The 23,714-nt window shown below is 49.9% G+C and carries 22 protein-coding genes; 9 read left to right on the top strand and 13 right to left on the bottom strand.

Translation table 11 applies throughout. From position 1 onward, the window contains the following. Position 1: 1 nt before the first annotated feature. Together murU and ACQ66Q_RS12160 are read right to left on the bottom strand one after the other, a co-directional pair. A complete protein-coding gene (gene murU, locus ACQ66Q_RS12165) occupies positions 2-676 on the bottom strand; it encodes an N-acetylmuramate alpha-1-phosphate uridylyltransferase MurU (RefSeq protein WP_430457051.1) in 675 nt (224 codons plus the stop codon). Then, positions 664-1,677 carry an aminoglycoside phosphotransferase family protein gene (locus tag ACQ66Q_RS12160; RefSeq protein ID WP_430457050.1) on the bottom strand — a complete coding sequence of 338 codons (1,014 nt, stop codon included), beginning with the start codon at positions 1,675-1,677 and terminating at the stop codon, positions 664-666. The genes murU and ACQ66Q_RS12160 overlap by 13 nt, the downstream gene beginning before the upstream one ends. A 138-nt stretch (positions 1,678-1,815) precedes the next feature. On the opposite strand from ACQ66Q_RS12160, the gene lptD reads away from it, so the two are divergent. The 7 genes from lptD (at position 1,816) to ACQ66Q_RS12125 (ending at position 10,507) form a co-directional block, all read left to right on the top strand. Next, entirely contained in the window at positions 1,816-4,095 is a 2,280-nt protein-coding gene (gene lptD, locus ACQ66Q_RS12155) for an LPS assembly protein LptD (RefSeq protein ID WP_430457049.1), read from the top strand. Between the two features lie 11 nt (positions 4,096-4,106). Further along, complete coding sequence (surA, locus tag ACQ66Q_RS12150) at positions 4,107-5,396, top strand: peptidylprolyl isomerase SurA (protein WP_430457048.1); 1,290 nt, start codon at positions 4,107-4,109, stop codon at positions 5,394-5,396. Then, complete coding sequence (gene pdxA / locus ACQ66Q_RS12145) at positions 5,396-6,391, top strand: 4-hydroxythreonine-4-phosphate dehydrogenase PdxA (protein WP_430457047.1); 996 nt, start codon at positions 5,396-5,398, stop codon at positions 6,389-6,391. The genes surA and pdxA overlap by 1 nt, the downstream gene beginning before the upstream one ends. Then, the gene (rsmA, locus tag ACQ66Q_RS12140) at positions 6,384-7,229 is read left to right on the top strand and encodes a 16S rRNA (adenine(1518)-N(6)/adenine(1519)-N(6))-dimethyltransferase RsmA (protein ID WP_430457046.1); all 846 of its coding nucleotides are present in this window, start codon (positions 6,384-6,386) and stop codon (positions 7,227-7,229) included. Before pdxA ends, rsmA begins: the two co-directional genes overlap by 8 nt. Beyond that, complete coding sequence (gene apaG, locus ACQ66Q_RS12135; protein ID WP_430457045.1) at positions 7,226-7,597, top strand: Co2+/Mg2+ efflux protein ApaG; 372 nt, start codon at positions 7,226-7,228, stop codon at positions 7,595-7,597. The genes rsmA and apaG overlap by 4 nt, the downstream gene beginning before the upstream one ends. Continuing rightward, positions 7,597-8,409 (top strand): symmetrical bis(5'-nucleosyl)-tetraphosphatase, encoded by an 813-nt coding sequence (locus ACQ66Q_RS12130; RefSeq protein ID WP_430457044.1) that lies wholly within the window; start codon positions 7,597-7,599, stop codon positions 8,407-8,409. The genes apaG and ACQ66Q_RS12130 overlap by 1 nt, the downstream gene beginning before the upstream one ends. A gap of 85 nt (positions 8,410-8,494) precedes the next feature. Beyond that, complete coding sequence (locus ACQ66Q_RS12125) at positions 8,495-10,507, top strand: methyl-accepting chemotaxis protein (RefSeq protein ID WP_430457043.1); 2,013 nt, start codon at positions 8,495-8,497, stop codon at positions 10,505-10,507. A 143-nt stretch (positions 10,508-10,650) separates the two neighbouring features. Here ACQ66Q_RS12125 and ACQ66Q_RS12120 read toward each other — a convergent pair whose 3' ends face one another. The 5 genes from ACQ66Q_RS12120 to rplU all read right to left on the bottom strand — a co-directional run bounded on the left by ACQ66Q_RS12120 (position 10,651) and on the right by rplU (position 13,507). Continuing rightward, positions 10,651-11,028: a DUF3718 domain-containing protein gene (locus ACQ66Q_RS12120; protein WP_430457042.1), complete on the bottom strand. Its 378-nt coding sequence runs from the start codon at positions 11,026-11,028 to the stop codon at positions 10,651-10,653. Between the two features lie 77 nt (positions 11,029-11,105). Then, positions 11,106-11,597 carry a type 3 dihydrofolate reductase gene (gene folA, locus ACQ66Q_RS12115; RefSeq protein WP_430457041.1) on the bottom strand — a complete coding sequence of 164 codons (492 nt, stop codon included), beginning with the start codon at positions 11,595-11,597 and terminating at the stop codon, positions 11,106-11,108. Positions 11,598-11,606: 9 nt separating this feature from the next. After that, entirely contained in the window at positions 11,607-12,764 is a 1,158-nt protein-coding gene (gene cgtA, locus ACQ66Q_RS12110) for an Obg family GTPase CgtA (protein WP_430457040.1), read from the bottom strand. A 158-nt stretch (positions 12,765-12,922) separates the two neighbouring features. Further along, positions 12,923-13,180 (bottom strand): 50S ribosomal protein L27, encoded by a 258-nt coding sequence (gene rpmA / locus ACQ66Q_RS12105; protein ID WP_031566953.1) that lies wholly within the window; start codon positions 13,178-13,180, stop codon positions 12,923-12,925. A gap of 18 nt (positions 13,181-13,198) precedes the next feature. After that, a complete protein-coding gene (gene rplU / locus ACQ66Q_RS12100) occupies positions 13,199-13,507 on the bottom strand; it encodes a 50S ribosomal protein L21 (RefSeq protein WP_031566951.1) in 309 nt (102 codons plus the stop codon). 210 nt (positions 13,508-13,717) lie between these two features. Between rplU and ispB the strand changes: the two genes are divergently transcribed. Further along, entirely contained in the window at positions 13,718-14,689 is a 972-nt protein-coding gene (ispB, locus tag ACQ66Q_RS12095) for an octaprenyl diphosphate synthase (RefSeq protein ID WP_430457039.1), read from the top strand. A 67-nt stretch (positions 14,690-14,756) separates the two neighbouring features. On the opposite strand, the gene mdh is transcribed toward ispB, so the two are convergent. Next, positions 14,757-15,695, bottom strand: a complete 939-nt coding sequence (gene mdh, locus ACQ66Q_RS12090) for a malate dehydrogenase (RefSeq protein WP_430457038.1) — start codon at positions 15,693-15,695, stop codon at positions 14,757-14,759. A gap of 259 nt (positions 15,696-15,954) precedes the next feature. Between mdh and argR the strand changes: the two genes are divergently transcribed. Continuing rightward, positions 15,955-16,422, top strand: coding sequence for a transcriptional regulator ArgR (gene argR, locus ACQ66Q_RS12085; protein ID WP_208932069.1), 468 nt, complete (start codon positions 15,955-15,957; stop codon positions 16,420-16,422). 30 nt (positions 16,423-16,452) lie between these two features. Here argR and ACQ66Q_RS12080 read toward each other — a convergent pair whose 3' ends face one another. The 5 genes from ACQ66Q_RS12080 to acnB form a co-directional block, all read right to left on the bottom strand. Further along, complete coding sequence (locus ACQ66Q_RS12080; protein WP_430457037.1) at positions 16,453-17,379, bottom strand: Dyp-type peroxidase; 927 nt, start codon at positions 17,377-17,379, stop codon at positions 16,453-16,455. Between the two features lie 1,404 nt (positions 17,380-18,783). Then, positions 18,784-20,055, bottom strand: coding sequence for an ammonium transporter (locus ACQ66Q_RS12075; protein WP_430457036.1), 1,272 nt, complete (start codon positions 20,053-20,055; stop codon positions 18,784-18,786). A 12-nt stretch (positions 20,056-20,067) separates the two neighbouring features. Continuing rightward, positions 20,068-20,406, bottom strand: coding sequence for a P-II family nitrogen regulator (glnK, locus tag ACQ66Q_RS12070; RefSeq protein ID WP_031566939.1), 339 nt, complete (start codon positions 20,404-20,406; stop codon positions 20,068-20,070). A gap of 195 nt (positions 20,407-20,601) precedes the next feature. Then, the gene (locus ACQ66Q_RS12065; protein ID WP_430457035.1) at positions 20,602-20,970 is read right to left on the bottom strand and encodes a YacL family protein; all 369 of its coding nucleotides are present in this window, start codon (positions 20,968-20,970) and stop codon (positions 20,602-20,604) included. 89 nt (positions 20,971-21,059) lie between these two features. After that, entirely contained in the window at positions 21,060-23,657 is a 2,598-nt protein-coding gene (gene acnB / locus ACQ66Q_RS12060; RefSeq protein ID WP_430458554.1) for a bifunctional aconitate hydratase 2/2-methylisocitrate dehydratase, read from the bottom strand. Positions 23,658-23,714 lie beyond the last annotated feature (57 nt).

Here is a 23,714-nt window from a genome sequence, read left to right as displayed (position 1 = left end):
TTCAGCTCTTGCTGCGAAAAAGAATGTCAGCGTCTGCCAGACGCTGCGGTGTGCCAATGTCGGCCCAATACCCCTGATACAACTCGGCACTGACGTTGCCACGCTGCATCGCTGCACGTAAAAACGGCGCCAGCTTTTGTGCACCCGGTGGAACATCATGGAAAAATTCCGGCCGGTACAGTGCAATGCCACTGAAGGTATACTTAACCGGACCGTCAACGCAGGCGTCACCTTGCTGCAGCGCAAAGTCGCCGTGCGGATGCTGTGGCGGATTGGGCACCAACACCAGATGCGCCATTTTATCCGGCGCTAATGCCTGCAGCATGCGGCCGAATGGAAAATCGGTCAGCACGTCACCATTCACGACCAGAAACGGCGCCTCACCGAGCAGCGGTAATGCCAGACGGATCCCCCCTGCCGTTTCCAGGCCGGTCTCCCCTTCAGGCGAGTAAACAATATCAAGGCCAAACTGCCGGCCATCACCCAGCTGCGCTTCAATTTTTTCGCCAAGCCAAGCATGATTAATTACCACCGATTGAACCCCGGCATGGCTCAGCGCCAACAGATGATGTTCAATCAACGGCCGGCCGCCTACCGGCAACAGAGGCTTTGGCAAGTGATCTGTTAAAGGCCGCATCCGCTCGCCACGACCGGCCGCCAGAATCATTGCGCGCATGCACTGACCTCGGCAAACCGCGGCAGCACGACGGCGTCAAACCACTGGCCAAATTCAGTCAGTTCCGGATAAATAGCTGCAATATCAAGCACATATCCCACTACGCGTGGTAAATCAGCCAGATAACCGGCTTTGCTATCACGATGGTAGAGACGGGCAAAAATACCACACACTTTCAGATGACGTTGCAGGCCGGTCCAGTCAAAAGCACGGCGAAATTGCGCCAGCGAGTAGTCGACGCTCACGCGGTTTTGTTGTTGTAACAGCAGATAAAACTCATCACGCAGTGACGCCACCAGCGCATCCGGCCAACGCAGGTAGCAATCGCGTAACAACGACACGGCGTCATAGCTAACCGGTCCGACAACCGCGTCCTGAAAATCAATCACAGCCAGCGATTGATCGGGCTGGATCATCAGATTGCGGCTATGAAAATCGCGGTGCATGCCCGCTTGCGGCTGTGCCAGTACTTCGTCCGCGATCCGGGCAAAAGTACGGTGCAGCATCTGGCTGGTTGTGTTATCCGGCGTGATTTGCAGATGCACTGGTAAAAACCAGTCGAGGAAAATTTGCAGTTCACGCAACACAAAAGCACGGTCAAATTGTGGCAACGGACCTTGAGCAGTAACCGTGACCGTTTGCATCAGGGGTATTAGTCGCAGTGCCTGACGATACCAGTCAGCAGCATTCTGCTCATTCAGGCTGAACTGCAATAAGTCGTCGCCCAGATCCTGCAATAACACCAGGCCGGCAGCCGGATCCGAGGTTAATACCGCCGGCACTTGCAGACCGGCAGCAGCCAGCGCATTTGCCACCGCGATGAAACGCTGACTGTCTTCCAATGCCGGCGGCGCATCCATTAATACCCAGTGCGCGCTGTCATTTTGTACACGGAAATACCGCCGGAAACTGGCGTCACCACTGATCGCGTGAAACTGTATAGGGCTGTCAGCCTGATACTGCTGTAAAAAATTCTGAATTTGTGACAACCTTTCCGCCACCTGAGCACTCCAAACCGGGCAAAAGTCGCACTATAACGGATTAGCCGAGCGGCGAAAATTGATTTATCATACAGGCCCTCTTTTTGCACACAGGTCATCAGTGGCCTGATGGAACAGAGCAACTTTTTGGAACGCCGGATGAAATACCAAGCCTTGTACCTGCTGATGTTCGGACTCCCGGGTCTGGCGCTTGCTGCTGAGCCGGTCAGGCAGTGTTATCCCACCCTGACGTTGCCCGAGCGGCTGGCGCAGCTCGATAAAAACGATAACAACCTGCGGATATTTTCCGGCAAAGTCAGATTGAACGATAACCAAAGTGCTGTATTCAGCGACGGTGTCGAGCTAACTCACCGCGATACTTTGTTAAGTGCCCCCAGTGCGACGTTTTCTAAAGCCGAACAGCAGATGTTTGCCGATGGCGGCATTAGCTATTACAGCCCACAACTCAAAGTCAGCAGCAGCTCGTTCAGTGCGCGTGTCAACGACAACAATGCCACCATGACCGATGCCGACTACCGCTTTATCAGCCAGGCTGGCCGCGGCTATGCAAAGGAAATGCAGGCGTCTAGCGAACAGGTCACCTTAAAAGAAGCCAGCTTCACCACCTGCCCGGATGGCGACAATGGCTGGGCACTGGAAGCCGAAGATATCCAGCTCAATGCCGACGATGGCTGGGGCGAAGCCTGGAATTCCGTGGTCAAAATCAAAGGCGTGCCGGTATTGTATTTACCGTACATGACCTTCCCGGTCAGCAATCAGCGCAAATCTGGCCTGCTCATTCCGAAGTTTGGCAGCTCGCAAAAACTGGGCGTGGATTTACAGCTGCCGTATTATCTGAATCTGGCCGACAACTACGACGCGACCATCACGCCACGCTATATGAGCGAACGCGGCACCCAGCTGAAAACCGAGTTTCGCTATCTGACCGCACAGGACAGCGGAAAACTACAGCTGGAATTTCTGCCGGAAGATCAGGATAAACCCGCCGGTTTTGGCAGTCGTTACCTGAGCCACGTCGAACATCGTTCTGATTTTGCTGATAACTGGCGTGCTCAGGTCGATTTTACTGATGTCAGCGATGATGGTTATTTAAGTGAACTTGGCTCCGATTTTAATAATCAGAGCGATACGCAGCTAAATCGTCAAGCAAGCCTGAGTTATTTTGGTGCGGACGTGCGTTCAGATATCCGGTTACAAGGCTTTGAAATTCTGGGTAATTATGCTGACACCTACTCCTATGCGGCGCTGCCGCAATGGGATTTGCAATCAGCACGCCCGCTTCAACTGCCCGCCGGTGTTGAATTCAGCTGGCACAGTCAGTATTCCCATTTTGCCAATGACAATGCGCCGATTAAACAAGCCGACCGGCTGCATCTGGAACCCACATTACGGTTACCTTATGTAACACCAGCTTATGAACTGCAGTTCGAGACTGGCCTGATGTCGACATTTTATCAACAAAAACGCCGCACCGATCTGACCACTTTATCGCCCGAACTGGCACTGGTGGCTGAAGACACTGAACGTCATCTGCCGAAAGTGCAGCTCAATGGTAAACTGAATTTCGAACGTGATGCCCGCTGGTTTGGTCAATCGTCGTTACAGACGCTGGAGCCACAGATCCAGTATCTGTATATTCCATACCGTGATCAGAGCCAGATTTGGCAATACGATACAGCGCGGTTACAGGATGATTATTACGGTTTGTTCCGGCAAAATCGTTTTTCCGGGCTGGATCGGATCAACGATGCGAACCAGCTGACGCTGGGTGCGACGACGCGGATCTATGACGAATTTGATACTGAGCGTTTCCGTTTCAGTTTGGGCCAAATCCTGTTTCTGGCGACGCCGGATGGGAAAAATCTCGACAACAATCAACCGATCGCTGCAACAGAATCCATCTTTGCCGCTGAATCTGTGCTGCATTTTCAGCAACGCTGGTTTTTAAACAACGGCGTACAGTATGATTCGAAAACCAAGCGGGTGATTAAAAGTAATGTGTCGCTGGACTATCGTGCAGATGATAAAAACCTGCTGCAGTTGAACCATCGCTACAGCCGCTATGTCTCAGGCAACGAGATTGAGCAGTTGGGTGCCTTAGGTACCATGCCGCTGAATAATCAATGGCAGCTGGTTGGCAGTTACTATCGCGATTTGCACAATGACCGGATGATTGAAGCCAACGTCGGATTGCAGTATGAATCCTGCTGCTGGGCGGTCCGGCTGATCGCCCGCCGGCAAATTGAGACCAATCTGGATTTGCCGATCAACAATATCAACTCCCCGTTCAAACTCGACAGCGGCATTGCGTTGCAGTTTGTGTTAAAAGGGTTTGGGGATAGTGCAGGTTTTAACGTGTCGGACATGCTGTCCACTGGGGTCTTTGGTTATCGCCGTCCCTATTTATTAAATAATTAGACTGGAAAATTATGAAGTTAACACAGCTGATTGCCGCGACTCTGACCACTTGTGTCATGTTGAATTGCCAGGCCGTCGAAACCAAAGTCGATGCCGTAGCCGCGATCGTCAACAATAGTGTCGTTCTGGAAACTGAAGTCCGCGACATGGTCGCCCGCGTGAAAAAGAACGCAGCCAAACAAGGCCAGACTTTACCCTCTGATTCGGCCTTACAGGTGCAAGCCCTGGAACGATTAATCATGAACAGCCTGCAACTGCAGGTTGCCAAACGGATGGGCCTGCAAATCACCGATGCGCAGCTTGACCAGACCATCGAAAACATCGCCCGCGAGCAAAAAGTCTCGGTTGAGCAGTTCCGTGCCCAGGTCGTGCGGGAAGAAGGTAGCTACGAGCTATTCCGTGAGCGGTTACGCGAAGAAATCACCACAGGTGAAGTGCTGCGTGCCAACGTGCAACGCCGTATTTATGTTAGCCCGCAAGAGATTGATACGCTGACAAAAATGATGGAACAGCAAGGTGCCAGCAACGAACAGTACAACATCGGTCATATTTTACTGGCGCTGCCAGGCCAGCCAACTGCAGAACAAATCAAAGATGCTGAGAGCAAAGCGACCAAAGTCATGGAGCTGTTGCGCGGCGGTAGCGATTTCAAAAAAATCGCCATTGCTTCTTCGTCTGCAGAAACCGCACTGGAAGGCGGTGATATGGGTTGGATGAATATCAATGAAATGCCAACCTTGTTCGCGGACCAGGTGCGCGGCAAAAAGAAAAAGGACCTGATCGGACCGCTGCGTTCAGGTGCCGGTTTCCACATTCTGACCATCTTTGATATCAAAGGCGCCAACGTTGTTGAATTCGAAGAGATTTCTTCACGCCATGTCTTAATCAAGCCATCCATCATTGTCAGCGAAGAAAAAGCCAAAAATATGCTGGCAAAATTTGCCGTTGATTTTAAAGCCGGCAAAGCAGATTTCGCTAAGTTTGCCAAAGAGCATTCAGAAGATCCGGGTTCGCGTTTAAAAGGCGGTGAACTGGGTTGGGCCGATCCAAATGTGTTTGTCCCTGAATTCCGCGATACGTTAAAAACGCTGAAAAAAGACCAGTTAAGCGAACCATTCCGCACCGAACACGGCTGGCACATCGTCCAGTTGATGGACCGTCGCACCGTCGACGCGACCGCCGAGAAAAAACGTGAACAGGTCACGCGGATGATTTATAACCGCCGCTTCAACGAGGAATCCAGCAATTTCCTGCGTGAGATCCGCGACGAAGCCTTTATCGAAGTACTGGCAGATAAATAATGACCTTACGGATTGGCGTCACACCGGGCGAACCGGCCGGCATTGGTCCGGATCTGATCATTCAGCTGGCACAGCAGGACTGGCCGGCTGAGCTGGTGGTGTGTGCTGATCCGTCGTTATTGCTGGACAGGGCAAAGCTACTTGGTCTGCCGCTGCAGTTACTGCCGTATCAGGCCGACCTGCCGCCGCAACCACAACGTGCCGGCAGCCTGACTATCGCGCCTTTCACCCTGGCTCAACCAGTCGAACCCGGCGTGCTGAATGAAAATAACGGCCGTTATGTGGTCGATACGCTAACCTTTGCCGGTCAGCAATCGATGCAAAAGCAGTTTGACGCTATTGTCACAGGCCCAGTCCACAAAGGCATTATTAACAAATCCGGCATTCCTTTTAGTGGTCATACCGAGTTTTTCGCCCTGCAATCGAATACGCCCTATGTGGTGATGATGCTGGCCACCGAGGGCTTGCGTGTGGCCTTGGTCACGACGCACATTCCTTTGGCCTATGTCGCCAAAGCCATCACACGGGAGCGCTTGCTGCAGGTCACCCGGATCCTGCATCAGGATTTACAACAAAAATTTGCCATCGCCAATCCACGGATTTACGTCTGCGGTCTGAATCCACATGCTGGCGAAGATGGCCATCTCGGCCGGGAAGAAATCGACGTGATCCGGCCGGCATTGGATGAACTTCGGGCTGAAGGCATGGACCTGATTGGCCCGCTGCCAGCCGACACATTGTTTCAAAGTAAATATCTCGACAACGCCGACGCAGTTCTGGCGATGTATCATGATCAGGGGTTACCGGTGCTGAAACACAAAGGTTTCGGCCGTTCGGTCAATATCAGCCTTGGGCTGCCTCTGATCCGTACTTCAGTCGATCACGGCACTGCATTGGATCTGGCCGGCAAAGGTCTGGCAGATCCCGGCAGTTTCCAGCATGCGCTGGATCAGGCCATTTTTTTAGCGACTCAATCAAAAGCACAACATGACTGATAAAGTACACATGGGGCATCAGGCCCGCAAAAGATTTGGCCAGAACTTCCTGCATGATCCGGCTGTGATTGAACGCATTGTCAAAGCGATAGCACCAAAACCGGGTGAGCACCTGGTTGAGATCGGTCCTGGTTTGGGTGCATTAACCGAACCAGTGGCGGAACGTTGTGGCCATCTGACCGTCGTCGAGCTGGACCGTGATTTAGCACAACGCCTGCGTGAACATCCGACGCTGGCTGATAAACTGACAATTTATCAAACGGATGCAATGAAGTTTGATTTCAGTCAGCTGATGCCAGAAAGCGGCAAACTCAAAGTATTTGGCAACCTGCCCTATAACATTTCTACGCCTCTGCTGTTTCACCTGTTTGATTTTGCCGACTGCATCGAGAATATGCATTTTATGCTGCAAAAAGAAGTGGTCGAACGGATGACTGCCGGACACGGCAGTAAAACCTACGGTCGGCTCAGTGTGATGACCCAGTTTTTCTGCCAGGCCATTCCGGTGGTGGAAGTAGGTCCAGGCGCTTTTAAACCAGCGCCAAAAGTTGACTCTGCAGTAGTCCGGCTGATCCCAAAACCGGTGGCAGAACGTGCTGACGTGCCGGTCGCTGTGTTAAACCGGGTTTGTCTGGAAGCCTTTAATCAAAGACGCAAAACGCTGCGGAACTGTTTCAGCAACTTCGCGACTGCTGCAGACATCGAAGCGCTGGGTATCAATCCGGGTCTGCGGCCAGAACAGTTGTCGGTCGGCGAATTTATCCGTGTTGCCCAGTGGTTGGCACAGCAACCGGATGCGATGGGTGTTGCGGTCAGCGCCGACGGAGATGTGTTGTGATTTACCAAATCCCGATCACCGTCGAAACGTTTTACATTGCGGGTCAGTCCGATGCTGCGGCAGAACGTTTTGTTTTTGCCTATACCATCACCATCCGCAATGAATCCGCCGCAACAGTCAAATTACTGCGCCGTTACTGGTCGATCACCGACGCCAACGGCAAACATACTGAAGTCCGTGGCGACGGGGTAGTCGGTGAGCAACCGGAACTGGCACCAGGCTCCAGCTACACTTACACCAGTGGCGCCGTGTTGGAAACACCGGTCGGCACTATGCAGGGCCATTACGAGATGCAGACGACCGATGGTAACGAATTCGAAGCGCCGATCCCGCTGTTCCGGCTTGCTGTGCCCAATGTGCTGAATTAATGGCCCGTTATGTCATTGGTGATGTTCAGGGCTGCTTTGACCAACTACAGCAGCTGCTGAGTTTAATTCAGTTTGACCCGACGCAGGACCAGCTATGGTTTTGCGGCGATCTGATTGCGCGCGGCCCTAAATCACTGGAAACCTTGCGTTTCGTGAAAAATCTCGGTGCTGCAGCAGTCACAGTACTTGGTAATCACGATCTGAACTTTTTGGCGAGTTTGCACGGTTATGGCCGGATAAGCCCGGCCGATCAGCTTGACGAGTTGTTGCAGGCTTCCGATCTGGCCGAATTGGCTGACTGGTTGCAGCAACAACCGCTCATCCACTTTGACGAGACTGAGCAATTGCTGCTGGTCCATGCCGGCCTGGCACCCGAGTGGAGCATTGATACGGCGCTCAAAGCCTGTCATGCCGTCGAGCAACAGCTGCGGACTGATCCGGTCAGTCTGTATGCACAGATGTATGGCAATAACCCTGATTTATGGTCAGATGCAAATTCAACCTTTGAAAAATACCGGTTTACCATCAATAGTTGCAGCCGGATGCGTTACTGTTTTGCCGATGGCCGGCTCGAACTGCGGCAGAAAGGCGAATTATCCGATAATCCGCTGTTGACCCCTTGGTTTGATTTCTGGTCTGATAGAGAACATCCAACGATCTTTTTTGGTCATTGGGCTGCGTTACAGGGTTACTCCCCTGTTTCGGGAATTCACGCGCTGGACACGGGCTGTGTCTGGGGGCAGGCTCTCACATGCTATTGTATTGAATCTCAACAGCGTTTTAGTGTTGCCGGCTACGAAAAAAGACTATAATAATTGGGTTTTATCCATACCGATCCCGAACAATTGCATGGATGCTGTTGAAGGAGATTGTTGACCAACCCGTTGGGAGTTCCATATGAAGTTAACCGTTGCATTGCGCATCATCGGCGGCTTTGGTGTGATATCAGTGTTGTTGCTGATCATCGGCCTTACCTCCTACTCCAGCCTGAACAATATCAGTGATTCCACAAGCCAGGTAAATACCATCTCGATCCCTGCACTGGAGAACAGCGCCACGCTGAAAAGTGAATTTGTGATCATGAGTAAAATCACTTTACAGGCGTTTTATACCGATGAAGTGAAAAAAATAACGGCTTTTGAAACAGCATTTGCTGCAGAAAAAGATGCGTATGATGCCGCTGCAAAAAATCTGCAGTCTGTGGTTAGTAGTGAACCGGTTCTCGCCGCAAGCTTCAAAGACGTTACTGGTCAATACGACGAATTTATTCCAACCAGCAATAATCTGTTTGCTCAGCTGAAAAAATCCCTGTCATTGCGCGATTCAATTAACAGTAAACTGGGCGACTTAGAAAGCAATGCTGACGATTCTGCTTCGTTAATCCTTGATTTCAGTGACGTACGGGATGTCAGCCGCCGTTTCCCTAAAGCCGCCGAAGCAGCTTCAGTCCTCGAAACCAGCATGAACTCGATGGTCAGTACTGTGGTGGATTTAACCCGGACTAACGCCGCAAATACCTCCGAAACTCTCAGCAATGAGATTAAAAACCGGATGACCGATATCGTGGCGAAGATGGAAATCATCAAAGCCGAAGCCGGTGGCGCCGTTGATATGGTGGCTGATTTAGATGAAAAAATTACCACTATCAATGAATTGCTCACCGCTGAAGATGGAATCTTGGCCTTAAAATCTAATAAATTGGCGGCAGAAGCTTCAGCCGCGAAATTATTGGCAACAGCTGAACAACAAACGACAGATGCGAGTGCAGCTCTCAGTAAACTGCTGACTAAAGCCCGTGAAGCTGCAGGCGAAATTCAGGAAGAATCAGAGTCTAGCGTCACCAGTGCTATTGTGTTGATTTTTGGCGTCATGGCTTTCTCCTTCGCTGCAGCTGCTGCAATTGCATTGTGGACGCGTAACAGCATCACCACACCGCTGGGTAAAGTGAATGCGATTCTGGGCGTGGTTGCATCTGGGGATCTGACTAAACAGTTAGACGATTCTGCGCAGGACGAATTTGGTGAGCTAGCGCGCAACTGTAATCAGGTGATTGGTAATTTGCGTCAACTGATTCAGGGTATCATTTCACGGTCAACGCAATTAGCCGCAGCTTCTGAGCAAACCTCTGCCATCACAGTCCAATCTACAGCGGCTATCCGTGAGCAGAAATCTCAGGTTACACAGGCTGCAACTGCAACGACCGAAATGAGCAGCACTTCTCAAGGTGTACTGCAAAGCTCTAACGATGCGCTGGCCGAAATCAAGCACGCTGACGCGGAAGCTGAACGTGTCAAAGGCATCTCGTCCAACAACAAGCAAACCATTCTGCAGTTGTCGCAGGAAGTTGAGCAGGCGTCCAAAGTTATCAATAAACTGCATCAGGACAGCGCTTCAATTGGCAGTATCCTCGATGTGATCCGCGGTATCGCCGAACAGACCAACTTACTGGCGCTGAACGCGGCAATCGAAGCAGCCCGCGCCGGTGAACAAGGGCGTGGTTTTGCGGTAGTTGCCGACGAAGTCCGCTCTTTGGCCAGTAAAACACAGAGCTCGACACAGGAAATCCAGGCCATGATTCAAGTGCTGCAAAGCGGTGCTCACGCAGCGGTTGAAGCAATGAATAAAGGCAAACGTCAGGCAGAAAACTGTGTAGCGCAGACAGAAGTAGCCGACCAGGCGTTAGATTCAATCACCCATGCTGTGCATATGGCCCATGACATGAGTGAGCAAATCTCACATGCCGCAAAAGAGCAGAACCAAGTGTCGCATGAAATCAGCAAGTTACTGGAATCAATCGTCAATATCGCTGAAGAGACGGCTTCTGGTGCTGAGCAAACGTCAGACTCCAGCCATGAAGTTGCACGTTTGGCCGAAGAACTGCGTTTATCGGTTGATCAATTTAAGGTCTGATTGATCATCGATAATAAAAAAGGAGCTTCGGCTCCTTTTTTATTATCGAAGTGGTTAGAACTACTGGAGTAAAGATGTGAGCCGAATATCTGCGGGTGCAAAAAAGCCGTGGATTCCACGGCTTTTTTCCTGAATTTGTATGGCTATTCGCCACCGCCCGCCCGAGCTTTCAGCACCGCTATCAACGCTGAGCCAGCATGATTAGATTCCGCCCAGGCGATATCACCTGATGCCGTAATTTGCGCGGCAGGTAACTGCTTGATAATAAACTCACCAGCACCAGCTGCGTTACTTTTTACGGCGAATCGAATCAGTGATAAACCGTCACAAAGCACACCATCATAAATGTTGCGTAGCCGTAATCGGTTATCAGACAACAACTTACGAAAGCGATTCTTATCATCTGCTTTGACATAATCACACATCGAAGCGGCCAGCTGTTCCTGAGCCTGAGCGGCTGGTGCAACGACCATTAAACCTGCAGCCAACGACAGACATAACGTGGCGTTTATTAATTTCATAGGCAACCTCTGAGGCAGAATTAGCAAAACAAAATTAATAGTAGCAACATGTTAGGTGATGCGCAACGCTGGAAATTTCAGCGTTCACGTTCAAGTTGTAAGAAGCGGTAATCTACCGGATTCTTATCATCCGCCTGAAACAATTGCTCCGAACTTATCCGCCACCGGCCAAAGGCACGGTAGTCAGGAAAATAAGCATCGCCTGCCACTTCCAGCTCAAACTCGGACAAGTAGAGCCGGTCGGCCATCGGCAATGTCTGGTGGTACAACTCAGCACCACCAATCACCATCACTTCTGGCTCTGCTGAAAGTAACGTTAAAGCGTCGTCAAGACTATTGACCCAATCGGCAGCAAAACCTTCGGGCTTGATTTGACGACTAATCACCACATTGCGCCGGCCGGGCAACAATCGTCCGATGGAATCGAACGTCTTACGACCCATTACCACCGGCTTCCCTATGGTCACTTGCTTAAAATGCGCAAGATCAGCGGGCATGTGCCAAGGCATCTGGTTGTTCAAACCTATTACCCGATTTTTCGCCATGGCTGCAATCAGACTTAACAACATGCGTCATCCTCAACGGCGATAAATCACTTCGACTTCGTAATCATCATCATCGAAATCATCATCGTCATCCAGATCGTCCGCCAGATTCATCGCATCGGCATGATAGTCGTCCCATTTAAACTGCACAGGGTCGAGCAACTGCTCTTTTGGCGCTTCTTTAGGCAACTGATCAAGGTAAGCCTGAATATCCTGACACAGCGCTTCTGTATGCGTTCTGGACGCAGCAGATACCTGATATACCGGGCCATCCCATCCTATCGCAGAGATCACTTTTTGTTTTATTTCTTCGAGCTCGTCTTCCAGTACCAGATCAATTTTGTTAAATACCAGCCAACGTGGTTTGTTTACCAGTTTGTCACTGTATTTGCCCAACTCGTGGATGATGACCTGCGCATTTTCCGCTGGATCTGAACCGTCAGCTGGTAAAACGTCAATCATATGAAGCAACAGACCGCAACGCTCAAGATGTTTCAGAAATTGGATGCCTAAACCGGCGCCTTCTGCTGCGCCTTCAATCAGACCCGGGATATCGGCGATCACAAAAGACTTGCTGCTTTCAGTCCTGACGACGCCAAGATTTGGTACTAATGTCGTAAACGGATAATCCGCAACTTTCGGTTTTGCAGAAGAAACCGCTCGAATAAACGTTGATTTACCAGCGTTTGGCAGACCTAACATGCCAACGTCTGCGAGCAGCAATAATTCCAAACGCAAATTACGTACTTCGCCAGGAGTGCCATTGGTTTTTTTCCGCGGTGTGCGGTTAGTACTGCTGGCGAAACGGGCATTGCCTAAACCATGCCAGCCGCCTTTAGCAACCATTAGTTTCAAACCATTTCTGGTCAAATCACCCAAGACTTCGTTCGTGTCAACATCAACTGCCCGCGTGCCAACCGGCACTCGTAGTACTGAATCTTCACCGCGCTTACCGGTACAGTTTGTACTCATGCCATTCTGGCCACGCTGCGCGATATGCAGTTTTTCAAATTGGTAATCAACTAACGTATTGAGGTTACTGTCCGCAATCAGATAGACGTCGCCGCCGTCTCCGCCATCACCACCATTTGGTCCACCTTTGGATACAAATTTTTCGCGGCGGAAACTGATGATCCCATTACCACCATCGCCGGCTTCGACCCGGATCAGAGCCTCATCAACAAATTTCATTTCGACCTATCCTGCTAAATACATTGCGAACATTATAAACCTATGATTCTTGAACTGCGAAAACAAAGGCCTGTTGTTTCAGAACTATGCGTTATCTTTTTACTGATAAGCAAAAAAAAACCCCGCTTTGTGCGGGGTTTCTTCGGAGATTTCAGCTGTTATTCGCTAACGATGCTAACGAATTTACGGCTGTGCTCGCCTTTCACTTCAAACTGAACTTTACCGTCAGTTAAAGCAAACAGCGTGTGATCTTTACCGATACCCACGTTGGTGCCAGCGTGGAACTTAGTACCACGTTGACGCACGATGATGTTACCAGCCAGAACTGATTCACCGCCAAAGCGCTTAACACCTAAGCGTTTTGCTTCTGAATCACGACCGTTACGTGTACTACCTACACCTTTTTTACTTGCCATGAGTCGTTACTCCTGAAATTAAGCGCTGATGCCAGTAATTTTCACTTCAGTAAACCACTGACGGTGGCCAGCTTGTTTACGGTAGTGCTTACGACGGCGGAATTTGACGATTTTAACTTTATCGCCACGGTCATGTGCGACCACTTCCGCAGTAACTTTACTGCCTTCTACGACTGGAGTACCGATTTTTACATCGTCGCCGTTTACGATCATCAGGGCGGCAAACTCAACCTTTGCACCCATCTCTAAGTCCAGTTTTTCTAGACGAAGGGTTTGACCTTCAGTCACACGGTGCTGTTTACCACCACTTTGGAAAACCGCGTACATAGTTAGAACTCCGTACAGATCACGCCAACCGCAGAGGGGGCGTGTTAATTAGATTCACAGGGCGCGAATTGTACGCAATTTCCCCTACCCTCGCAAGCACAAATATTAAAAAGATCATCAACCAACAAAAAGGATCGAGATTTAGTTTTGCCACTTTCGTTGTTGTTGTAGAATCCAACCATTCTGGTTTCCTGAATTAACTGACCCCGCATGACGCTCGATGAAATCCGCTTACTGAGCCAGCACGACATGAATGCCGTGAACGAACATATTTTTTCTCAGTTGAATTCTGATGTTGCGCTGATCAACCAGCTCGGCATTTATATTGTTAACAGCGGCGGTAAGCGTTTACGCCCGCTACTCGCGGTCCTGGCAGCACGTGCACTTGGTTACCAAGGTGTGCAGCATGTAACACTGGCGACCATTATCGAGTTTATCCACACCGCTACTTTACTGCATGATGACGTCGTCGATGAATCGATGCTGCGTCGTGGTAAAGAAACCGCAAACGCAGTTTTCGGTAATCAAGCCAGTGTTCTGGTGGGCGACTTCTTGTATACCCGCGCATTCCAACTGATGGTGTCGCTTGAGCGTATGCGCGTCATGCAGATCCTGGCAGATGCAACCAACGTGATTGCAGAAGGTGAAGTACTGCAGTTGATGAACGTGAATGACCCTGACACAACCGAACAAAGTTATATGCAGGTCATTTATTGCAAAACCGCGCGTTTGTTTGAAGCGGCAACTGAGCTGGCCGCAATACTGGCTGACAAAGATGCTGCAACCACAGAAGCTATGCGGCTATATGGTCTGCATCTGGGTACTGCCTTCCAATTAATTGATGATGTCCTGGACTACCAGGCAGATGTTCATGAACTCGGCAAGAATATCGGCGACGATCTGGCTGAGGGCAAACCGACATTGCCATTGATCCATGCACTCAAACACGGTAATCCGACGCAACAGGCGCTCATTCGGGAAGCTATTGTCGAAAGTAATGGGTTGCAACACTTCGACGCCATTATGGCCGCGATGCACGATACAAACGCTTTTGGTTACACTCGAAATCTTGCGGAGCAGGAAGCTGAATTGGCCAAACAGGCAATCGCGTTTTTGCCGCCCGGCCCTTATAAAAACGCCTTACTGACACTGGCGGATATCGCTGTGGAACGCTCTCACTAGAGCATCTGGTTGTTCGTGCTAAAATGCAAAAAGCCAGCTGATGCTGGCTTTTTTATAAGGCCTGATATTAGGCCTTATTGACGAACTCTTCACCAAGCGCGATATCTGCTTTTAAAGTCGGCAGCATATCGTTCATTGCTTTTTGTTCGTAGGCACTCAAAGTACCAATGTCTAACAGAGCTTCGACGCCGTTTTTGCCCAGAGTGATCGGCTGAGCGAAGAAACGTGCGTGCTCACCATTGCCTTCCACATAAGCGTACTCAGTAACTGTCTCGCCTTGCAGACCTTTGATTAGTGATACGCAGAAACGTGCGGCAGCCTGGCCCATGGACAGTGTGGCAGATCCGCCACCGGCTTTAGCTTCAACAACTTCTGTACCGGCATTCTGGATACGGTAAGTCAGAGCAGCAACTTCTTCGTCAGTAAAAGTCACATCTTTGACTTGCGACAACAGTGGCAGAATGGTGGTACCACTGTGGCCACCAATAACCGGAACAATCAGTTCAGCCGGGTTTTTGCCTTTTAATTCCGCGATAAAAGTTTCAGCGCGGATGACGTCCAGTGTCGTCACACCAAACAGCCGTTTTGCATCATAAGTTCCGGCTTTTTTGAATACTTCAGCTGCGATCGCAACAGTAGTATTGACTGGATTGGTGATCACACCGACCAGCGCTTTTGGACATTGAACAACAATGGCTTCTGCCAGAGTTTTTACCACACCGGCGTTGATGTTAAACAAATCAGAACGGTCCATGCCTGGCTTACGCGGCATACCGGCTGGGATCATAACAACATCTGCACCTGCTAAAGCGGTATGCAAATCGTCTTTCCCATAGCCCGTCACTTTTACCGCCGTTGGGATATGACTCAAGTCTACAGCAACACCCGGCGTCACCGGAGCCAGGTCGTATAACGCTAAATCAGTACCTGCAGGCAGATTTAACTTCAGTAATAAAGATAGGGCCTGACCTATACCACCAGCAGCACCTAAAACGGTAACTTTCATGCTTATCTCCAATTGTCGGTTCACCGAAAAAAACGCGCCAACAATACTGAAATACGGCGCAAATTACAAATGACTTATACCAAAGTAGCAGCACATTATTTAACCAGACCAATATAGGACAATATTCAGTACAGCCCATAGTTCATCGCATTGTTGCACGGAGCAAAGAATTCACTGGATCCAACAGTAGTTTTTGCTATGGTATGCTTTGCGGCATGATGCTTGAGTAAGACTTAATTAAGTGAATTAACTGGTAACTATGACCAAACAAACCAAACAGGAAGCGCTGATCCAAGCCTTTAAGGCGCTGCTGAAAGAAGAAAGATTCGGTTCACAGAGCGATATTGTCGATGCACTGAAAGCGGAAGGATTCGATAACGTCAGTCAGTCAAAAGTCTCTCGGATGCTGAGCAAATTCGGCGCCGTGCGCACCCGAAACGCTCGCCAGGAAATGGTGTATTGTCTGCCACCCGAATTGGGGGTACCAACGACCAAAAGCCCACTGCGTCAGCTTGTTCTCGATATCGAGCACAATGATGTAATGATTATTATCCGCACTAGTCCAGGCGCAGCTCAGTTAATCGCCCGACTACTGGATTCGGTAGGCAAAGCAGAAGGTGTGCTGGGTACAATCGCCGGTGACGACACTATATTTATCGCACCGACCAGCGTTAAAAACATAAATTTCACATTGAAGAAAGTGACTGAATTATTTGAAAAGGTCTGAGTTATTTGGATACCTTGTCAATATAAAGCATCATAGGCCGGCCTGATCTTCAAGAAACGAGATGGATGGTGCGAAAAAAGCCGCACCGCTATCAGCTTGAACATAATCCAGTAACAGGTCGTAGTTTTGCGCCCCAGAGTCGCCTAAACGCCGGTTAAGCCATGCCAGATAGGCCGTAGGTTCTGCTGAACAAGCCAGAATAACCAACCCCTGCACCTTCAATTGGCCAAACGGCATGTTTTGAAAAACCAGCGGGTAAAACTCGCCAAAATCATCTGTCACAGCAGCCTTAACCGCATGGCTTTGTTCACTTAGCTGCGCCATCGGCAAGTGCTGACCATCAAGTTTGCGCTGACCAATGATAACTTCTTGTTGTTGTTGAGTCAGTTGTTGCCAACGGTTTAAATCAAGCCGATAGCGCTGATAACAGACATAACTGCCTTGAGCCAACTCTGGTTGTGATGTCTCAGATATCAGCGCTAACTCACGTTTTTTGCGGCCACGTGGCGATTGGGGCTGGTCAATGAACCCGGTCAAATCACGACCATCCATAAACCGAAAGCAATGGGTTTGTTCGACCAACTCAAGATGTGGCATAAGCTGCTGATAGCATTGCTGAATAGCCAGATGCAATACATCATATCGATCTGCCCGGATCTTCAACAACACATCATAATGCACAGCAGGCATCGCCAGATCATCGACAAGTAAAGGTGAAAATGGCTGAAAATCCAAAGGCCGTACCGCCGGATAAAGAGCATCCCAATAACCCGGACCTATCGCAATGACGGCATTCAGATTCGCTTCGGAAAATTGATCTGTGAGCTTTTGAATCACACCTGGGATAAGCCCAAGTACGCGCCGGATATGGTGCTCGTGTCCATCTAAAGCATTCATCAGCAACAACAACCCATGTAGGTTTGGTTCTGCACAGACACCCAATTGTTCTCTTGCCATAGTCCCAGCATTACAGTTAGCAGATGTCATCATGCTAACCAAAAAACTTAGTGGCGCCAAATCTACGTGAACTTTGTGAGACATATCTCACATTTGAGTAAGCTAAAGCGCCTTTTGGTCAGTGTTCTTGAACTGAAAAAACACATATATCATTGTATTTATTAAACTTTATTATTTTTGTATGATTATTATTCTATTCTGATTGAGCGTAACCTGGCTCACAGCAACAAAACTCTCATAAATTCGGGGCATAATCCTCTCACCGGTCAGGAAGACATCACGGCAATTGCTGTGAAGACGCAATCAAGGATGGTTGATAAGTCGGATTGTCATGGACAGGCTCAGGAAGAGCTGAGATTTCAGGGTGAAGTCTCTACGGATATGGACACCGGGAACGGTGGTGTTGGCAGGATGCCAGCCAATGGAGTAGTCGCTCTGGAAGAGCAGATGTTGTTCAAGGATTGAATAACACCAAAAGGGACGCTACAGGACGTAGCAGTGGTATCAGGAAGATACCCAAGGGAACAGGACGCTACAGGACGTAGCAGTGGTATCAGGAAGATACCCAAGGGAATAGGACGCTACTGGATGTAGCAGTGGTATCAGGAAGATACCCAAGGGAATAGGACGCTACTGGATGTAGCAGTGGTATCAGGAAGATACCCAAGGGAACAGGACGCTACAGGACGTAGCAGTGGTATCAGGAAGATACCCAAGGGAATAGGACGCTACAGGATGTAGCAGTGGTATCAGGAAGATACTGCAAAGGAATGGAAAGCCAGGATTGGCTTGAAGTAGGACACTGCACTGGCAGCGTTTTATGAGCACGGATGTTAAAACCTTCACAGCGCGTGAATCTCCTTCGGGAGCCAGGGAAGACAACCCTCTGGGTTAGAAATGGAATTTGTTAAAGTATTACGGTAGCCGCATCCCAAAAGGATGCGGCTTTCCTGTTTTTAACACCCTTGATTCTGTTCCAAAAGTCTCTTCAGCCAGAAAAATGTTCAGCGACCACGCCATGAGGCCCATCAATTTTTGACCTATGTATTTTCATTTCCGGCCTGGCATCGGTTTTCTCATATTGACGATGTGACTCGGACTGATAAAAGACAGCACCAGCAAGATCATGACGATTCGACCTCCATAGGTGAGCACTGACAGATGAAATATTCTAAATCGTTGCTTTGACTACTTTTCAGACGAAAGCCTTGCTGATAGATTGGTTTTTGTCCGCACATAAATAAAAAACCCCACAGGTAAGTACCGGTGGGGTCGTCTTAGAAGACAAAGGACAAGGATAGACGATTTGGTGGTAAGGTTCAGTTTCCCGCTTCGGCAGTCACAACAGGCACTGCCGGGCGGGATACTCGCTCCTGAGAAGCCCCACCGCTCTCCTCAGGCTGCTTACTTTAAGGTCGACACAAATTCAGGGTATGCTTCAATACCACACTCAGAACGGTCTACACCTTCATATTCTTCCTGTTCGCTGACGCGGATGCCCATAGTAGCTTTCAATACACCCCAGACAATCAGACTGCAAACGAAAATCCAGACGAAGATAGTCGCTGCACCAACGAACTGACCCAGGAACGACGCGCTGTCTTTGGTCAGTGGCACAATCATCAGACCAAAGAAACCCACTACACCGTGCACTGAAATTGCGCCAACCGGGTCATCAATTTTGATTTTGTCGAAACCGATAATCGCAGCAACTACCAGTACACCTGCTACTGCACCAAAAATCGTGGCTTGCAGTGGCGTTGGTGTTGAAGGTTCTGCCGTGATAGCGACCAGGCCTGCCAGTGCACCGTTAAGTACCATCGTTAAGTCTGCTTTACGGAACAGCACCATGGATACAGTCAGAGCAGCCAAAGCACCACCGACAGCAGCAGCATTGGTGTTGACGAAAACCATTGCGACGCCGTGTGCATTGCCAATATCTGCAAGCTTCAACATAGAGCCGCCGTTAAAACCGAACCAGCCCATCCACAGGATTAAAGTACCCAGTGTTGCCAACGGCATATTTGAGCCTGGGAACGCGTGTGCTTTGCCATCTTTGGTGTATTTGCCTTTACGTGCACCCAGCAGTAACACACCGGCTAACGCTGCAGCACCGCCCGCCAGGTGGACGATCCCTGAACCAGCGAAGTCAGAGAAACCAAAATCAGCCAAACTATACAGACCAAATACTGGCTGACCACCCCAGGTCCATGAACCTTCCATCGGGTACAGGAAACCACACATCACCACCGCAAAGGCAAAGAATGCCCACAGCTTCATCCGCTCAGCGACTGCGCCTGACACGATCGACATCGCAGTAGCTACAAACACAACCTGGAAGAAGAAATCCGCAGCTTTCGAGTAAGCGGCTTTACCAGTGAAGCCATTTTCACGGCCGGCAATACTGGCCAGAGTTTCATCCACGTTCAGGGCTTCAATACCTGACAAGAAGAAACCGCCGCCGTACATGAACTGATAACCACAGATCAGGTACATCAGACAGGCAATGGCGTATAACACAAAGTTCTTGGTCAAAATTTCAGTGGTATTCTTCGCCCGGACTAAGCCCGACTCCAACATGGCGAAACCAGCCGCCATCCACATAACTAAGGCGCCACACACCAGAAAATAGAAGGTGTCCATGGCAAACTGTAAATGATAAATCTGTTCTTGCATGATGGACTCCTGCTAGATCGCTTCTGCGTCAGTTTCGCCGGTACGGATCCGTACCACTTGCTCAAGGTCATAAACGAAAATCTTACCGTCACCGATCCGGCCGGTGTGGGCAGCCTGTTGGATCGCCTGTAACAGACGGTCCACATTCTCATCCAGAGTTGCAATTTCCAGTTTGACCTTCGGCAGGAAGTCCACCTGATATTCCGCGCCACGATACAATTCTGTGTGGCCTTTTTGCCGCCCGAAACCTTTGACTTCCGTCACGGTGAGGCCTTCTATCCCAATGTCCGCAATCGCTTCACGGACATCGTCAAGCTTAAATGGCTTGATGATGGCTGTTACGAGTTTCATAGTTTTTATCCTCATTGATTCCCGGACCGGCGCAAATCGGCCCAGGCAACTTGTTGCTGTTGCTATTTGTATAAGAAAGTCGTGTGCCAAGTTTTTTATTTATTTAGATACAATGAGTTAGAACAATTCAGCAGTTTTCGCGCAAAAAAAACGCACCATGTTGGTGCGTATCTTCCCGATGCAGGTGCAGGATTTTCAGGCAGGCAGAAATTGTTGCCAGGCCTGTAGCAGCTGGATTAAATCTTCAAGGCCACACTCGGATTGCAGGTTAGCGTCGTCTGTGCTGAGTTCAGCTTCGAGAAACTGATCATCTGCATGTTGTTGATCACAGCTTTGATGAAATACTCTGACTTCCATCCGCTCCACCTGCAGCGAATATTCACGGCCATCAAACTGATATTCACTATAAAGACCGAGCTGTTGCAACGCATCCAGCAACGGCTGGTAGCTACCGGCACGCAAGCTAAACTCTTCCAGCAAAAAACACTGCAAGGCATGTTGTTCCGGCGCCAGTTTCAGCAGATAACGCCTGCTGTCCGGCAAATAGATAAAATCATGCTCCATATCGACTCCAAAACAGGTCTTCAGCTGACAGACTGGTACTGAAAAGACAAAAGCCCGCTACTGCGGGCTTTTGTGAGCGAACGAATAAATTAAACAGCTTGCTGAATAATGACGTTCGATGCTTTGCTGGTGTATTGGCTCATCTGATGGAAGTTCAGGTAGCGGTAAGTATCCGCAGCCGTCGTTTCGATCTGTTTCGCATACTCCAGATATTCCGCAACTGTTGGTAAGCGGCCAATGATAGACGCCACGCCAGCCAGTTCAGCAGAGGCCAGATATACATTGGCACCCTGACCTAAACGGTTCGGGAAGTTACGGGTTGAAGTTGACACCACTGTGGTGTTGTCGCCAACACGCGCCTGGTTACCCATACAGAGTGAACAGCCCGGGATCTCAATCCGTGCACCAACACGGCCATAAATACCGTAGTAACCTTCTTCAGTCAGCTGGTCTTTATCCATTTTGGTCGGTGGTGCGATCCACAGACGGGTTGGCAACTGGCCTTTGAACTTGTCGAGTAACTTACCGGCAGCACGGAAGTGGCCAATGTTAGTCATACAAGAACCGATAAAGACTTCATCAATCTTCTCACCGGCGACTGATGACAACAGACGGGCATCGTCCGGGTCATTTGGTGCACACAGGATTGGCTCTTTCACGTCGGCCAGATCAATCTCGATCACTGCTGCGTATTCAGCATCAGCATCAGCGCGCTCCAGTTTCGGATTGGCCAGCCAGGCTTCCATCGCGTTAACACGGCGCTCAATAGTACGAACATCACCGTACCCTTCACTGATCATCCATTTCAGCATCACGATGTTCGATTGCAGGTACTCACGCACTGACTCTTCTGACAGCGTGATAGTACAACCCGCAGCTGAACGCTCCGCAGAGGCGTCTGACAGTTCGAATGCCTGTTCAGCAGTTAAATGCTCCAGACCTTCGATTTCCAGTACGCGACCAGAGAAAATGTTGACCTTGCCTTTCTTCTCAACCGTTAAATGGCCTTGCTGAATGGCGTAGTAAGGGATGGCATGGACCAGATCACGTAAGGTGATGCCAGGCTGCAGTTCACCTTTAAAGCGCACCAGCACCGACTCTGGCATATCCAGCGGCATGACGCCTGTGGCTGCTGCGAAGGCAACCAGACCAGAACCGGCCGGGAATGAAATACCCAGCGGGAAACGGGTGTGTGAATCGCCACCGGTACCAACGGTATCCGGCAGTAACATGCGGTTTAACCAGCTGTGGATCACGCCGTCACCTGGACGCAGTGAAATACCGCCGCGGTTCATGATGAAATCTGGCAGCGTGTGGTGTGTATTCACGTCTACTGGCTTCGGATATGCAGCCGTGTGACAGAATGACTGCATCACTAAGTCAGCAGAGAAGCCTAAACAAGCCAGATCTTTGAGCTCGTCACGCGTCATCGGACCGGTGGTATCTTGTGAACCGACAGTCGTCATTTTTGGTTCACAGTATTGGCCTGGGCGAATACCTTTGACGCCACACGCTTTACCCACCAGTTTTTGCGCCAGCGTAAAGCCTTTGGTAGTGACTTCAGTCACGGCAGGACGCTCAAATACGGTTGAATGGGCCAGGCCAAGCGCTTCACGGGCTTTGTCAGTCAGACCACGACCGATGATCAGTGGAATACGGCCACCGGCACGTACTTCATCTAACAGCACGTTCGAACGCAGTTCAAAGGTTGAAATCACTTCTTCAGTGCCGTGACGTTTCACCACGCCCTGATGTGGGAAAATATCGATAACATCGCCCATCGCCATGCTGTTAACATCCAGCTCGATCGGCAGAGAGCCTGAATCTTCCATGGTGTTAAAGAAAATTGGTGCGATTTTGCCACCTAAACACACACCGCCAGTGCGCTTGTTTGGCACGAATGGCATGTCGTCGCCCATGAACCACAACACTGAGTTGGTGGCTGATTTGCGGCTTGAACCGGTACCGACCACGTCACCGACGTAAGCCAGTGGGAAACCTTTGGCCAGCAGCGTTTCGATTTGTTTAACCGGGCCTTTTGAGCCTGGTGCATCCGGCACAATACCATCGCGCTCGTTTTTCAGCATTGCTAAGGCGTGCAGTGGGATATCAGGACGTGACCACGCGTCTGGTGCCGGTGACAAGTCGTCAGTATTGGTTTCGCCTGTGACTTTAAACACCGTCACAGTAATTTTTTCCGGGATGGCAGGCTTGCTTAAGAACCACTCAGCATCAGCCCAGCTTTGCAGCACGTTTTTCGCATGCTGATTGCCTTTGTCGGCTTTTTCTTTCACATCATGGAAAGAATCAAACATCAGCAGCGTGTGTGACAGGCCTTTGGCCGCGATAGCGCCTAACTTGTCGCTGTCGAGCAGGTCAATCATTGGCTGGATGTTATAACCGCCGAACATAGTGCCCAGCAATTCTGTGGCGCGTTCAGCAGTCACTAACGGGCTTGGCACTTCGCCTTTGGCAACAGCTGTTAAAAAGCCGGCTTTGACATAGGCTGCTTCATCCACACCCGGTGGAATACGGTTTTCGAGTAAGTCGACGAGGAAAGCTTCTTCGCCGGCAGGAGGATTCTTTAATAATTCAACTAATTCAGCCACTTGTTGCGCAGTCAGCGGCTTCGGAGGAATGCCTTGGGCAGCACGTTCGGCGACGTGTTCACGGTATTGTTGCAGCACGGTAATGTCCTCTGGTTGGTCCACCCAAGCCTGTGCTCAAGCGGGTTTGCAGCAAAT

It is taken from the genome of Rheinheimera sp. (assembly GCF_965283995.1).
GTDB lineage: Bacteria > Pseudomonadota > Gammaproteobacteria > Enterobacterales > Alteromonadaceae > Pararheinheimera.
This window is presented reverse-complemented; position numbering and strand designations above follow the sequence as displayed.

Bases quoted from the DNA above. Each gene is read 5' to 3' on its own strand.
- ACQ66Q_RS12075 (WP_430457036.1), bottom strand. From the start codon at position 20,055: ATGCAAGAACAGATTTATCATTTACAGTTTGCCATGGACACCTTCTAT.
- ACQ66Q_RS12130 (WP_430457044.1), top strand. From the start codon at position 7,597: ATGGCCCGTTATGTCATTGGTGATGTTCAGGGCTGCTTTGACCAACTA.
- rsmA (WP_430457046.1), top strand. From the start codon at position 6,384: ATGACTGATAAAGTACACATGGGGCATCAGGCCCGCAAAAGATTTGGC.
- murU (WP_430457051.1), bottom strand. From the start codon at position 676: ATGCGCGCAATGATTCTGGCGGCCGGTCGTGGCGAGCGGATGCGGCCT.
- pdxA (WP_430457047.1), top strand. From the start codon at position 5,396: ATGACCTTACGGATTGGCGTCACACCGGGCGAACCGGCCGGCATTGGT.
- argR (WP_208932069.1), top strand. From the start codon at position 15,955: ATGACCAAACAAACCAAACAGGAAGCGCTGATCCAAGCCTTTAAGGCG.
- rpmA (WP_031566953.1), bottom strand. From the start codon at position 13,180: ATGGCAAGTAAAAAAGGTGTAGGTAGTACACGTAACGGTCGTGATTCA.
- glnK (WP_031566939.1), bottom strand. From the start codon at position 20,406: ATGAAACTCGTAACAGCCATCATCAAGCCATTTAAGCTTGACGATGTC.
- lptD (WP_430457049.1), top strand. From the start codon at position 1,816: ATGAAATACCAAGCCTTGTACCTGCTGATGTTCGGACTCCCGGGTCTG.
- ACQ66Q_RS12065 (WP_430457035.1), bottom strand. From the start codon at position 20,970: ATGGAGCATGATTTTATCTATTTGCCGGACAGCAGGCGTTATCTGCTG.
- rplU (WP_031566951.1), bottom strand. From the start codon at position 13,507: ATGTACGCGGTTTTCCAAAGTGGTGGTAAACAGCACCGTGTGACTGAA.
- ACQ66Q_RS12125 (WP_430457043.1), top strand. From the start codon at position 8,495: ATGAAGTTAACCGTTGCATTGCGCATCATCGGCGGCTTTGGTGTGATA.
- folA (WP_430457041.1), bottom strand. From the start codon at position 11,597: ATGTTGTTAAGTCTGATTGCAGCCATGGCGAAAAATCGGGTAATAGGT.
- ispB (WP_430457039.1), top strand. From the start codon at position 13,718: ATGACGCTCGATGAAATCCGCTTACTGAGCCAGCACGACATGAATGCC.
- cgtA (WP_430457040.1), bottom strand. From the start codon at position 12,764: ATGAAATTTGTTGATGAGGCTCTGATCCGGGTCGAAGCCGGCGATGGT.
- surA (WP_430457048.1), top strand. From the start codon at position 4,107: ATGAAGTTAACACAGCTGATTGCCGCGACTCTGACCACTTGTGTCATG.
- mdh (WP_430457038.1), bottom strand. From the start codon at position 15,695: ATGAAAGTTACCGTTTTAGGTGCTGCTGGTGGTATAGGTCAGGCCCTA.
- ACQ66Q_RS12120 (WP_430457042.1), bottom strand. From the start codon at position 11,028: ATGAAATTAATAAACGCCACGTTATGTCTGTCGTTGGCTGCAGGTTTA.
- ACQ66Q_RS12080 (WP_430457037.1), bottom strand. From the start codon at position 17,379: ATGGCAAGAGAACAATTGGGTGTCTGTGCAGAACCAAACCTACATGGG.